The organism is Mycobacterium helveticum, from assembly GCF_007714205.1.
In the GTDB taxonomy this organism is placed as follows: domain Bacteria; phylum Actinomycetota; class Actinomycetes; order Mycobacteriales; family Mycobacteriaceae; genus Mycobacterium; species Mycobacterium helveticum.
Genome location: NZ_VMQU01000142.1, coordinates 1 through 12,980, shown reverse-complemented (window position 1 = coordinate 12,980; position 12,980 = coordinate 1). Strand labels below are relative to the sequence as shown.

The following is a 12,980-nucleotide window of genomic DNA, read 5'->3' as shown; positions in this document are numbered from 1 at the left end:
TCGCCGCCTGACCACTCACGACCCCAACCGCGTACTTGACTCAAAACTCACGGCTGCGCCGCTTAAGCTTCGCTAATCTGCAAAGGTGACCGACTACCTATCCTCGGAGGCGACTTGGCGCGGTCAATTCTCGCTGCCAGGGCAATCGGGGCAAGGCGAGCAGCAGGGCATCCTCACCTATAAGCCCGACTCCGGCGTCAACCTTTCTCTGCTCTATGGGTTTGACGACCGAAGCGGTGTGACCCGCGTGGCGCCCGGTGCCTTTGCTTTCGGCGAAGGTTCAGGACGGTTCCCTGTGATCCACGGTGTCGCCGGCGGCAAGCCGGTAACGCTGCTGGACTGCCTCATCACAAGATCAAAGCGGGTGATGTTTTCTCCAGAGGCAAAAGAACAAGAGATCCACGTCGGGCAGCTTCTCATCGGTGTTCTCCTCGATGCCCCAGAGGCGAAGGCGTTCAGCGGGTTAACGATTGAGCTGGAGAATCTGACTGTTTGGGATCGCCGCGAAGATGTCATGCTTCGCACCGAGCGCCATCCAGACCTACCCGGAGGAAGCAGGTGGTCCGTCGAGGTGGATCAGGCGGAGCCGCTCACGGTGACGGTGGATGACCTGACGATCGAGCTGCGGCGGCGCTATGTAGAGCCGTCAGGCGATGCCCAACGTCACGGCATCGACACCTCCACTTTCACTGCCTCGTACTTCAGGATCACTTCGTCGGAGCCGAAGTCACTCGATGAGTGGGATGACATCGCCAAGGTGTTTCAGGACTTACTCACGTTCGCCATGGACAGTCCATGCGCGGTGGTGTCTGAGAGCCTGACACCTTCCGAGGCTCTGCGAAACGACCAGGCAGCGCAAGTAGGTTCCGCGATCACGTCATTAGCGCAGCACATCGTCATTGGTGATCCTGAAGCGCCATCAGTGGAAACCCGGAAGGCTCTCTTCACGCTAGCGACCGAGGGCGTTGACTTCAAAACCCTGATCCCCCGCTGGTGGAAAATCCGCAGCCAGTTCAACGTCACGTTCGACATGATCCTGGGTCTGCTGTACGTCCAAAGCGGTTACCTCCAGACCGAACTCATCATTGCTGTCAGCGCTGCCGAAGCACTGCACGAAGGAATCGGTTTCGACCCGCCCATGTCCAAGAGCGAGTTCAAGGCGCTGAAGAAATCCTTGCTTGAACATGTCCCCGAGCAGCACAAGACATGGCTGCGCGAGAAGCTCGGGCACAACACCCGCACCCTTCGGGCCAAGCTGCTGGACCTCGCCGCGATCCCTGATGCCGAGGCGATGTCCAGGCTCCTGCCCAACCCTGAAGCCTGGGCTGACGCGACCAAGAAAGAACGCGATCCGGTCGCGCACGGCGGCAAGAACATCAGCAGCGACGTGAAGCTGCTCAGCGCCATCGTGAAGATGACGACCGCAGTCGTGTACATGAACCTGCTGCACCAACTCGGCATCCCGAAGGAACGGCTGCTATTCGCGGTGTACGACAACCCCACGCTGGCATCGGCTATGAGGCTTGCAGGACAACATTGGCCAGGGGATGACGGCGGCGCACTGTTGTAGGTGACGCCGCGCAGGCATATCCGCAGGTCAGCTCATTCCACGCGCCTCCGCTGCTCGACACCCTGAGTCAGATGTGTGAAAATCGCGCATATGGATGGGACGACGCTCGGCACGCGGATCGCAGAGGCGCGCAAAGCTCTCGACCTTACCCAGGAACACCTCGCCACCAGCATCGGGATCGACCGCACAGCTCTTGGGCTGATCGAGAAGGGTAAGCGCAAGGTGTCGGCGGTCGAGCTGGTGGGCCTCGCGGCTGCGCTGGACACCCCGCTTGCGTGGTTCGTGCGTGACCCACTACCGATGGTGGTGAGTCGGCGCTCCGACGCCGGGCCCAGCCATGAGATCACCGCCAGGTTGGACCGGGAGCTGGAACTGTTCGCCGGCGATGTGGCCGCGTTGCTCGAATCAGGGGTAATCAAGGCCGTCGCCGACCGCCCCTCCTGGGCGATCCCTCAGTCGTATGACGACGCCGAGAACGTCGCACAGCAGGTGCGCGGACACCTCGGCTTGGGCATAGACCCGCTGCTGGACATTGCCGGCGCCGCTGAGCAGTTCGGCCTGTACTCCTGCTCGTTGTCATTGGGTGACAAAGGGGCCGACGGCGCTCTCGTCGAGGTCGCCTACGGGGCAGCCGCCGTGGTGATCGACGGCGATGCCAGAGCCGGACGCAGGCGCATGTCGCTGGCGCATGAGCTGGGGCATTGGCTATTCGGCGACGCTTATGACTCCAACGCCACAGCCGAAGCCGAACAGATGATCACCTCATTCGCTGCGCACCTTCTGGCCCCCCGCGCGGGTGTCGTAGCGCTGTGGGGACACGATACGTCGGACACGCTGCGGGACAAGATAATCCGTGTCGCAGGAACGTTTCGGATGTCGTGGTCAGCAGCGATTCTGCATCTACGCAATCTCGCACTGATCACCGCCGAGCAGTACCGCAGCGTGGAACGGGACAACCCCGCGGTAGGTGAGTTCGCCCGACTGCAGATCACACTGGCCACCGAGGAACTGACCCCTCCGTCGGTATCCCCGGAGCTGACCGCCGCGATCCTGGCTGCCTACGTCGACCGACGGTTGACAGCGCCACGTGTGGTGGAACTCCTACGTGGCCAGCTCCAGGAGGGTGATCTGCCGCAGCAGCGTGCCGAGACCGCCGCTGACTACGGGCGTCTGATCCAGTCGAAACGGTGAGTGCCGCTGCTGGCCGCTGGGTGATGGACACTTCCACATTCACCCACTTCTGCCGCGCCGGACACCAGGACATTCTGCGGCGGCTCGCACCGCAGGGGGTGATCCTGATCCCCGACTCCGTCTATGCCGAGGTCGAGGAAGGACGCGACCGCGGCTACGACATCCCCTCGATCGTCGACCTGCCATGGGTCGAAATCGGTGTCCTCACCCCCGACGAGGAGATCCAACAGCTCCTCATCAAAGCGGATATGCCGTCAAGAAAAGGAGACCCACCGACCAAGAATCTGGGCGAGTGTGCGGTGCTGGCCTGCGCCGTTCACCGGCACATGGTCGCGGTGCTCGACGACAGTGACGCCCGCACGGTGGCCATTAGCAGGGATACGCGCGTTGTGACGTCCATGTGGATCATCGCCGAAGCGCGCAAGAACCTCAGCGAGGTCGATTCCGAAGCCGCGGAACGGATCTATGCCGATCTTGTGGCCACAGATATGCGGCTGCCGCAGGTCGAGAGCTTTATCGGGTGGGCGTACGAAATGGGACTACTGGAGTGAGGGCTCGGCGATCCACATCTCGCCCACCTCATTGGGCCCGCAGGGTCGCCGGATCGACGATCACCACCTGCGCCCGAGGCCGCCCACAGCCCACCACCTCGATAGCAGTAAAGAAAGTTCTCACGTGAATCGGGCAGCGGCAAAGTCGCGCCTGGTCATCGTGGCAGAGCAGTTCGGTCCGTCGCGGCGGACGGGAGCGCCAGCGGACGGCGGCCGCGACAGCGAAAATATCGGTAGCCCAGGCAGATCGGACCGTCCGAAAGCTTTGATAGCCGCCTGGTCTCAGGGGGTAGGTTAACGACATCTGACCTTCGCCGCGTGTGTGCGGCCCCCCCGGGCGTAGGGGCTCGTGTGGTCGAGGTCGCAGTCGACCGGCCCGGCCGGCGACACGTCAGATCGCGGCACCGCACGACCGCCGGCAACCCTGCCGAGGGCTATAGCCGGGCTCGGGTGGGGCGTCGGAGGGGCGCTGCGCCGGCCGCACCGCGGCTATCGTTTCGATCGTTGGAGCGCCGCCGCGCTCAGCTCGCGGCCGCCCATCGCGGATGCTAAACGCGAGGCGCGGACAAGCCGGGGCCAGTCGGTGACACTTTCACATCAATTTGCGCTACTCGTCGCGTCCGCGTCCGGTGTTGTTGGCTTGGTCCACCAGCCAGACGGCGAGGTCGATGATTTTGATGTTGGCCCTCTGCGACGTGGAGACGAGCAAGTTGAAGGCTTGTTCGTCGGTGAGTTGTTCGCGATGCATCAGGATTCCCTTGGCCATCCCGATGGTGTCGCGGGAATTGAGCGCGGTTAGCCATTCGGCGTGCTGGGTGGACCCGATCACTGCGATGGCGGCGTGCGCGGCGAACAACTCCCCAACAATTTCGGCCTCAGCATCGAAAGCGTTTGGCTGTGTGGAATACAGGTCTAACGATCCCAGCGTTCTGTCGCTGGTGAAGAGCCGATATCCGAGCATCGATCGGATGCCGTGATCGTGGGCGGCCGCGGCAAATGTCGGCCACCGCGTCTCGTGCGCCATGTCGTCGATCCGGTAGGTTCGCCTCAGTTGCAGCGCGTCGATGCAGGGGCCTTCATTGAACTTGTGCTCAAGGTTGTTGACTTTTTCGACCAAGTCACTGGTCGCCGCCACGGTCCGGAGTGACTTGCCTTCCCACAGCGACACCCCGGCATCCGCCGCGCCGGAGACCGTATCGGTGACTGCGGCAACGATGCCTTCGACAGTGTGGTGGAGATCCGGCTCAGCCTCCAGCGACCGAGCGACATCGCTGAGCGCGCGCGCGATATCTGTCAGTGCATGCGATGCCGGATCGGAGGTATTGAGCGCCTTCTCTGGCATGTCTGCCCCCTGGGATTAGGCATAAATACGCGGGTAAATCGCATTGGCGCTTTGACTTTTGACGAGCGCCGTGCAATCCATCGCTCGCCAGCAAACAATTACTCGCCAGCAAACAATTACTGTAACAACGCCCCGGCAGCGGTTTCTTGACCACTGACCTACCTGTCGGGCGCCATGAACGACGACGATCCGGGTGTCGATCAGTGCCTCTTCAACCCTAGCTAGGAAGCAGGTTTCGGGGAATGCGAGACGGCGAACCCACCCAGTATCGCACCGAGTTTTCGCTGATTCGCGATGCGGTGATCGCCGATACGCGGCACCGGTGTTGCCGCAGCCGGGGTGTCAGGGCGGGCCGGCTCGGTCGAACTCGAGCTGCAGCCGTGGCCTGCGGCGGTGTTGTTCGCGGAAGTCGGCGACGAATGTGTCGACCTCGATGGCGCAGTGGGTGGGGCCGTCGGCGCGGCGGGCCACCAACTCGGCGATGGCGGCCGGTCGCCGCGCCCCCGCAGCGGCAGCGGCCATCGGCGCTGGAGCACCCGCCGATGGCCGCCATCAGCGCCGCGTCATCGGCCGCCCGCAACTCCGGCGTGTCGGGCAACGAACAATCGAACATAGTTTCGAAGTTTAGTGGCGTCCGATGACGCAGGCGCCGCCCGAGTCGCCGCGTGTGGACAGACTTCCAACCGTGGATAACCCGACGAGTAGCCTGACCGCCGTGGACTACGCCGCCGCATTACTAGAAGAGAACCGCGCGTTCGCGGACCTGCTTCGCGACGTCGATGACTCCACGCCGGTGCCGACGTGCCCCGGCTGGACCTTCCAGCACCTCTTTCGCCACGTCGGCCGCGGTGACCGCTGGGCGGCGCAGATCGTGCGCGACCGGCTCCAGGAGTTCCTCGACCCCCGCAGGGTCGAGGGCGGCAAGCCGCCGCCGGATCCGGCCGAGGCGATCGCCTGGTTGTGCGCGGGTGCCCGGCAGCTCGTCGACGCCGTCGAAGCCACGGGGCCGGAAACACCGGTGTGGACCTTCCTGGGGCAGCGGCCCGCCAACTGGTGGGTCCGGCGCCGGCTACACGAAACGGCGGTGCATCGCGCCGACGCCGCCCTCGCGCTCGGGACCGAATTCACCCTCCGGCCCGACGTGGCGGCCGACGCGATCACCGAATGGCTCGAACGCGTGGCGATCCAGGCCGGCGGGGACGGCAACCCGCTGCCGCTGGACGACGGCGACACCCTGCACCTGCACGCCACCGATCCGGGGCTGGGCGAAGCGGGCGAATGGACGGTGGGAGTCGACGGCAGCAACGTCGCCTGGACGCACCAGCACGGCAAGGGCAGTGTCGCGCTGCGCGGCGGCGCCACCGACCTGCTGCTGGCGATCCTGCGCCGGGTGTCGCGTGCCGACACCGGCATCGAGCTGTTCGGCGACGACGCCGTCTGGCGGAACTGGCTGGACCGAACGCCCCTCTGAGCCGGGGCGACACGGTACCTTGCTGACCATGACCACATCGGAGATCGCCACCGTGCTGGCCTGGAACGACGCCCTCGACGAGGGCGATTTGGACACTCTGGTGAGCCTGTCCAGCGACGACATCGAGTTCGGCGACGCACACGGGGCCGCGCAGGGCCACGAGGCGCTGCGCCGCTGGGCCGCCTCGCTGAACTCGAACGCCGAGCTCGGCCGGATGTACGTGCACGACGGCGTGGTGGTCGTCGAACAGAAGATCAGCGCCCCGGACCGTCCGGGGGCCGTCTCGAGCGCCGCGTCGGCCTTTCGGGTGGTGCACGACCACGTCACCTCGATCTTCCGGCACGAGGACCTGGCGTCGGCGCTGGCGGCCACCGAGCTCACCGAAGGCGACCTCGTCGAGTAGTGGGTTGAGTAGTGGGTCGAGTAGTGGGTTGAGTAGAGGAGCAAGCACACATGCGCGGCATCATCCTGGCGGGCGGATCCGGCACGCGCCTGCACCCGATCACCCAGGGCATCAGCAAGCAGTTGCTGCCGGTCTACGACAAACCGATGATCTACTACCCGCTGTCCACGCTGATGATGGCCGGGATCCGCGACATCCTGGTGATCACCACCCCGCACGACGCGGCGGGCTTCCAGCGCCTCCTGGGCGATGGCGCGCAGTTCGGCGTCAACCTCAGCTACGTGACCCAGGAGCGCCCCGACGGCCTGGCACAGGCCTTCGTCCTCGGCGCGGACCACATCGGCAACGATTCGGTGGCCCTGGTGCTGGGGGACAACATCTTCTACGGCCCGGGGCTGGGCACCAGCCTGAGCCGCTTCCAATCCCTGGATGGCGGAGCGATTTTCGCCTACTGGGTGGCCAACCCGGCGGCCTACGGTGTCGTCGAGTTCAGCGCCGACGGCACGGCGCTGTCGCTGGAGGAAAAGCCGGCCACCCCGAAATCCAACTTCGCCGTGCCGGGCCTGTATTTCTACGACAACGACGTGATCGACATCGCCAGGAGCATCAAGAAATCGGCGCGCGGCGAGTATGAGATCACCGAGGTCAACCAGATCTACCTGAACCGGGGCCGCCTTTCCGTCGAAGTGATGGCCCGCGGGACGGCGTGGCTGGACACGGGCACGTTCGACTCGCTGCTGGACGCCAGCGACTACGTCCGCACCCTGGAACGGCGGCAGGGCCTGAAGGTGAGCGTCCCGGAGGAAGTCGCCTGGCAGCGGGGCTGGATCAGCGACCAGCAGCTGGCGGAGCGCGCGCAGGCCCTGCTCAAGTCCGGGTACGGGGCCTACCTGCAGGAGTTGCTGGAACGTCGGATCTAGCCTGTCGCGGTTTGGCCAACACCGCGGCGATCGCCGTCGTCAACGGCACCGACAGGGCCAGCGCGATGCCGCCCACCGCCGAACGGACCAGCTCGACGGCGACCCCTTCGCCGGTCAGCACGTCGCCCAGGGAGCGATTGGCGACGCTGAACAGCAACAGCAACGGCAGCGAGCTGCCGGCATACGCCAGCACCAGCGTGTACACCGTGCTGGCGATGTGGTCACGGCCCACCCGCAGTGCGCCCAGGAAAACCGCGCGCCGCGACGAGGCGCTGCCGAGGACGGCGAGTTCGAATACCGTCGACGCCTGCGTCACGGTCACGTCGTTCAGCACGCCCAGCGACCCGATGATGAATCCGGCGAGCAGCAGGCCGCTGATCGACACGCTGCCCAGATACGCGCTGACCGTGGCGTTCTGCTCATCCGACAGCCCGGTCAGGTGTGCCAGTCGTATTGCCAGCCAGGATAATCCGGCGGCCAGCAGCAACGCCGACAGCGTCCCGAGCAGGGCGGCGCTGGTCCGCAGGCTGACACCGTGGGCCAGGTAGATGACGGCGTAGAGGATCGTCGCCGACGCCACCAGCGCCACCGGGACCGCCGGCGCGCCGTCCCGCAGCGCCGGCAGCAGGAACACCACCAGCACCAGGAACGCCACCCCGATCCCGACCAGCGCGAGCAGCCCGCGCCAGCGTGCCACCGCGGCGATCACCACCGCGAAGGCGATGGCCAGTCCCGCCAGCGCCCAGCCGCGTTCGAAGTCGTAGAACGAGTAGCTGGTGGCGCCCTGGTCATCGACCTGCCGGACGAGCCGGACGCGGTCCCCCGGCGCGAACCGGGGTTGGCCCGGGCCCGGGGAGGACTCCAGCAGGGTCTTGGCCCCGGCGTTGGGTCCGGAATCGATCGCGATGAGCGTCTGCACGCATCGTCCGGCCCCCGGCACGGCCGACACCGGCGCGGTGGCGAGCACCTGGCCCGCCGAGGGGCTGCCGCAGTCGCCCAGCCCGCTGGACAGCACGTGCCCGCCCTGAGTGCTGATCGCACCGCCGGCCGCGTTCTGGAACGGCATCGGGATGTCGACGCGCTGCCGGCTCGGCCACAGCACGACCGCGCCGGCCAGCACCGCCACCCCGATCGCAACCAGCAGGCCGACGACGATCCGGGCCGGCAGCGGGCCCAGCGGCGACGGTCCGGAAGACGGTGCGTGCGAGTGTGAGTGCGTCACCTGCTCCACGGTAAGGGTGGCTACTGCCGATAGCTGACCAGGAAGTTGCCGAGCCGCTCGATCGCCGCCGCCAGATCCCGGGCCCAGGGCAGCGTCACGATCCGCAGGTGATCCGGTGCCGGCCAATTGAAGCCGGTGCCCTGAGTGACCAGGATCTTCTCCTGCAGCAGCAGGTCGAGGACCAGCTGCTCGTCGTCGTCGATGTCGTAGACCTCGGGGTCCAGCCGCGGGAACGCGTACAGCGCGCCCTGCGGCTTCACGCAGGACACGCCCGGGATCTGGTTGAGCTTCTCCCAGGCCACATCGCGCTGCTCGAGCAGCCGGCCCCCGGGCAGCACCAGGTCCTCGATGCTCTGGTGGCCGCCGAGGGCGACCTGGATGCCGTGCTGGGCCGGGACGTTGGGGCACAGTCGCATGTTGGCCAGCAGGCTGATGCCCTCGATGAAGCTGACGGCGTGGTCCTTGGGCCCGGTGATCGCCAGCCAGCCGGCCCGGTAGCCGGCGACCCGATACGCCTTGGACAGGCCGTTGAAGGTCAGGCACAACATGTCGGGCGCGAGCGCGGCCACGCTGATGTGCTCGGCGTCGTCGTAGAGAATCTTGTCGTAGATCTCGTCGGCGAGCAGCAGCAGCTGGTGCCGGCGCGCCAGGTCGACCATCCGGGTGAGGACTTCGCGGGTGTACACCGCGCCGGTCGGGTTGTTCGGGTTGATCACGACCAGCGCCTTGGTGCGCTCGGTGATCTTGGACTCCAGGTCGGCGAGGTCGGGCTGCCAACCCTGCGTCTCGTCGCACAGGTAATGCACGGGTGTGCCGCCCGCCAGGGAGGTCGAGGCCGTCCACAGCGGGTAGTCCGGCGACGGGATCAGCACCTGGTCGCCGTTGTCGAGCAGGGCCTGCAGCGTCATCGTGATCAGCTCGGAACACCCGTTGCCCAGGTAGACGTCGTCGACGTCGAACCGCGGGAACCCCTCGACCAGCTCGTAGCGGGTGACCACCGCGCGCCGGGCGGGCAGGATGCCCTGCGAGTCGGAGTAGCCCTGGGCGTAGGGCAGCGCCTGGATCATGTCGCGCATGATCACGTCGGGCGCCTCGAAGCCGAACGGCGCCGGGTTGCCGATGTTGAGCTTGAGGATGCGGTGCCCCTCGGCCTCCAGCCGCGCGGCGTGCTGGTGCACCGGGCCGCGGATCTCGTACAGGACGTCCTGGAGCTTGGACGACTGCGCGAACGTCCGCTGCCGGTGGTGACCGGGGGCGTGCACGGGCAGCTGGTGAGTTGTCACGCCACTATGGTGCCACCACTGTCCACCGATATTTTGCTGACCGGCGTCGAATGCATGGTCAGCGCTTCCCCGGCGGACGGGCGCCGCGGGCGATGCCCAGCCCTTTGGCGGGGGCAGCCGGTGGCTTCTCGGCGTCGCCGGTCTGCGTTGCCGGCTCGGATTTCGGCGCGGATGCCGGCTGGGCCTCCGGCTCGGCATCCGCGGTCTCGGGTGCCTTATCGGGCGCCGCCTTCTTCGCGCCGGGCCGCTTGGCGCCGGCGGCGATGCCCAGGCCCTTGGCGGGCGCGGCGGGGGCTTCCGGCTTGGCCTGGGCCGGGGCCGGGGCGCTTTCCGCCTTCTCGGGGGCCTTCTCGGGGACCTTGCCGGGGGTCGCGGGTGCGGCGGTCTTCTTGGCGCCGGGGCGTTTGGCGCCGCCGGCGATGCCCAGGCCCTTGGCGGGTGCGGCGGGGGCTTCCGACTTGGCCTGGGCCTTGGCGGCCTTCTCCGGCTCGGCGGCGGGCTGCTCGGCTTTGACCGGCGCCTCAGCGGGCGCGGCCGGCGCGGCGGCCTCGGCCCTGGGGGTGGCCTTGGGCTTCGGCTCGGCCTTCGCCGCCGCCTGGGCGGCGGCGCCCTTCGCCGGCAGCGTGGCCTTGTCGTGGTCGAGCGACCCGAGCAGGATCTGCGCGACGTCCATCACCTCGACGCCGCTGCGGCCGGCCTCCTCCTGCCGGTCGTTGACCCCGTCGGTGACCATCACCCGGCAGAACGGGCAAGCGGTGGCGACGGTTGCGGCCCCGGTGGCCAGGGCCTCGTCGACCCGCTCGTGGTTGATCCGCTTGCCGATGTGCTCTTCCATCCACATCCGCGCGCCACCCGCGCCGCAGCAGAAGCTGCGCTCGGCGTGCCGCGGCATCTCGGTGAGCGTGGCCCCGGCGGCCCCGATCAGCTCGCGCGGCGCCTCGTACACCTTGTTGTGCCGACCCAGGTAGCAGGGGTCGTGGTAGGTGATGTCCTGGGACACCGGGGTGACCGGGACCAGCTTCTTGTCGCGGATCAACCGGTTGAGCAGCTGGGTGTGGTGCAACACCGTGTAGTTGGCGCCCAGCTGGCGGTACTCGCGGCCCAGGGTGTTGAAGCAGTGCGGGCAGGTGACGACGACCTTGCGGTCGACGCTCTCCACCCCCTCGAACACCCCGTCCAGGGTTTCGACGGCCTGCTGCGCCAGCTGCTGGAACAGGAACTCGTTGCCCGAGCGGCGCGCCGAGTCGCCGTTGCAGGACTCGGCGCCGCCCAGCACCAGGTACTTCACCCCGGCGATCGCGAGCAGCTCGGCGACGGCCTTCGTGGTCTTCTTGGCTCTGTCGTCGTAGGCGCCCGCGCAGCCCACCCAGAACAGGTACTCGTAGCCGTCGAAGCTCTCGACGTCCTGACCGTAGACGGGGACGTCGAAGTCGACCTCGTCGATCCAGTTGGTGCGGTCGGCGGCGTTCTGCCCCCACGGGTTGCCCTTGGTCTCCAGGTTCTTGAACAGCCCGGACAGCTCGGAGGGGAACTCCGACTCCATCATCACCTGGTAGCGGCGCATGTCGACGATGTGGTCGACGTGCTCGATGTCCACCGGGCACTGCTCGACGCAGGCCCCGCACGTCACGCAGGACCACAGCACGTCGGGGTCGATCACCCCGCCCTGCTGCGCGGTGCCGACCAGGGGGCGGGCAGCCTGCTCCGGCCCGTGGCCGGGCACCCGGCCGAACCCGGACTCCGGCACGTGGTGGCCCTGTTCGTGAACCGTTTCGAGGTCGAGACCCTCGAGTGGCTCCGCCTGCTTCTCGCCCAGGATGTACGGCGCCTTGGCCATCCAGTGGTCGCGCAGGTCCATGATGACCAGCTTGGGCGACAGCGGCTTGCCGGTGTTCCAGGCCGGGCACTGCGACTGGCAGCGGCCGCATTCGGTGCAGGTCGCGAAGTCCAGCATGGCCTTCCAGCTGAAGTCCTCGATCTTGCCGCGGCCGAACCGCGCGTCGTCGGGCGGGTTGTCGAAGTCGATCGGCTTGCCGTCGGCCTCGATCGGCAGCAGCGGCCCCAGCGCGTCGGGCAACCGCTTGAAGATGACGTTGATCGGCGCCGTGAAGATGTGCAGGTGCTTGGAGTGCAGCACGATGATCAGGAACGCCAGCATGACCGCGATGTGCGCGAGCAGCGCCGTCGTCTCGATGATCTCGTTGGCCGGCTGGCCGAGCGGACGCAGGATCGCACCGAACAGCTGCGACAGGAACGCCCCCTTGCCGTAGGGCAGGGTGCCGTTGTTCACCGCGGATCCGCGGACGAACACATAGGTCAAGATGACGTTGAAGATCATGAACAGGACCAGCCAGGCGCCGCCGGTGTGCGACCCGTAGAACCGGGACGAGCGGCCGATCTCGCGCGGGCTGCGCGTCAGCCGGATGATCGCGAAGGTCGTGATGCCCAGGAAGACCGCGGTGGCGAAGAAGTCCTGCAGGAAGCCCAGAGCCTCCCAGCGGCCGATGATCGGGATGTGGAAGTTGGCCTGGAACAGGAACCCGTAGGCTTCGATGTAGACCGTGAGCAGGATGAAGAATCCCCACATGGTGAAGAAGTGCGCCAGGCCGGGGACCGACCATTTGAGCAGCCGGCGCTGCCCGAAGACCTCGGAGATCTCCGTCCAGATCCGCCGGCCGGGGTCGTCGGTGTGGCCGGGGGCCGGCTGTCCGGACGTCGTCAGCTTGAACAGCCACCAGACCCGCCGGGCGGCCATAGTGAGCACGACCAGGGTCATGCCCATGCCCACGGTCAGTCTGATGAGCATCTGCGTGGTCACAGAAGGTCTCCCCAATGCATCGTTGATCAGCCTGCTTGATTTGCCTGCTTAGCCCTGCTCATAGTTGCATCCCCGCGGCTTTCGCCGCGAGAAAGGGTGCCCTAACCTGGCGTTCACCGATGCCCCTGGCCTGCGGTTCAGGCCCGCGTGGAGCCGGTCCCGCCGCCGCCCCGCCGCGTCAATGGCCCCCGGGGAGGGTGGGGCCGGTC

Annotated in this window: 10 protein-coding genes and 2 pseudogenes; 6 read left to right on the top strand and 6 right to left on the bottom strand. The window is 66.9% G+C overall.

Annotation, left to right across the window (positions count from 1 at the left end; all coding sequences use genetic code 11):
• Positions 1-85: 85 nt before the first annotated feature.
• The 3 genes from FPZ47_RS23355 to FPZ47_RS23345 all read left to right on the top strand — a co-directional run bounded on the left by FPZ47_RS23355 (position 86) and on the right by FPZ47_RS23345 (position 3,312).
• Complete coding sequence (locus FPZ47_RS23355) at positions 86-1,570, top strand: ApeA N-terminal domain 1-containing protein (protein WP_144955823.1); 1,485 nt, start codon at positions 86-88, stop codon at positions 1,568-1,570.
• 75 nt (positions 1,571-1,645) lie between these two features.
• Positions 1,646-2,761: a helix-turn-helix domain-containing protein gene (locus FPZ47_RS23350; RefSeq protein WP_145039623.1), complete on the top strand. Its 1,116-nt coding sequence runs from the start codon at positions 1,646-1,648 to the stop codon at positions 2,759-2,761.
• Positions 2,758-3,312, top strand: coding sequence for a PIN domain-containing protein (locus tag FPZ47_RS23345; protein WP_144955829.1), 555 nt, complete (start codon positions 2,758-2,760; stop codon positions 3,310-3,312). Before FPZ47_RS23350 ends, FPZ47_RS23345 begins: the two co-directional genes overlap by 4 nt.
• Before the next feature lie 300 nt (positions 3,313-3,612).
• Here FPZ47_RS23345 and FPZ47_RS30770 read toward each other — a convergent pair.
• From FPZ47_RS30770 to FPZ47_RS23335, 3 genes and pseudogenes are all read right to left on the bottom strand, one after another.
• Positions 3,613-3,802: pseudogene (locus tag FPZ47_RS30770) on the bottom strand (hypothetical protein); the annotation flags it as partial.
• A gap of 117 nt (positions 3,803-3,919) precedes the next feature.
• A complete protein-coding gene (locus FPZ47_RS23340) occupies positions 3,920-4,654 on the bottom strand; it encodes a GAF and ANTAR domain-containing protein (protein WP_144955832.1) in 735 nt (244 codons plus the stop codon).
• 342 nt (positions 4,655-4,996) lie between these two features.
• Positions 4,997-5,176 (bottom strand): hypothetical protein, encoded by a 180-nt coding sequence (locus tag FPZ47_RS23335; RefSeq protein ID WP_144955835.1) that lies wholly within the window; start codon positions 5,174-5,176, stop codon positions 4,997-4,999.
• A gap of 193 nt (positions 5,177-5,369) precedes the next feature.
• On the opposite strand from FPZ47_RS23335, the gene FPZ47_RS23330 reads away from it, so the two are divergent.
• Genes FPZ47_RS23330 through rfbA form a run of 3 tightly spaced genes read left to right on the top strand, consistent with a single transcriptional unit; the run spans position 5,370 to position 7,448 of the window.
• Complete coding sequence (locus FPZ47_RS23330; RefSeq protein ID WP_144955851.1) at positions 5,370-6,125, top strand: maleylpyruvate isomerase family mycothiol-dependent enzyme; 756 nt, start codon at positions 5,370-5,372, stop codon at positions 6,123-6,125.
• Positions 6,126-6,153: 28 nt separating this feature from the next.
• Complete coding sequence (locus tag FPZ47_RS23325) at positions 6,154-6,528, top strand: nuclear transport factor 2 family protein (protein ID WP_144955839.1); 375 nt, start codon at positions 6,154-6,156, stop codon at positions 6,526-6,528.
• Positions 6,529-6,578: 50 nt separating this feature from the next.
• Positions 6,579-7,448, top strand: a complete 870-nt coding sequence (rfbA, locus tag FPZ47_RS23320) for a glucose-1-phosphate thymidylyltransferase RfbA (protein ID WP_144955842.1) — start codon at positions 6,579-6,581, stop codon at positions 7,446-7,448.
• On the opposite strand, the gene FPZ47_RS23315 is transcribed toward rfbA, so the two are convergent.
• From FPZ47_RS23315 to FPZ47_RS23305, 3 genes and pseudogenes are all read right to left on the bottom strand, one after another.
• Positions 7,396-8,670, bottom strand: coding sequence for a YibE/F family protein (locus tag FPZ47_RS23315; protein WP_144955845.1), 1,275 nt, complete (start codon positions 8,668-8,670; stop codon positions 7,396-7,398). The genes rfbA and FPZ47_RS23315 overlap by 53 nt on opposite strands.
• Positions 8,671-8,690: 20 nt before the next feature.
• A pseudogene (locus FPZ47_RS23310) lies at positions 8,691-9,979 on the bottom strand (pyridoxal phosphate-dependent aminotransferase).
• Positions 9,980-10,011: 32 nt separating this feature from the next.
• Positions 10,012-12,771 (bottom strand): heterodisulfide reductase-related iron-sulfur binding cluster, encoded by a 2,760-nt coding sequence (locus FPZ47_RS23305; protein ID WP_144955848.1) that lies wholly within the window; start codon positions 12,769-12,771, stop codon positions 10,012-10,014.
• Positions 12,772-12,980: the final 209 nt, after the last annotated feature.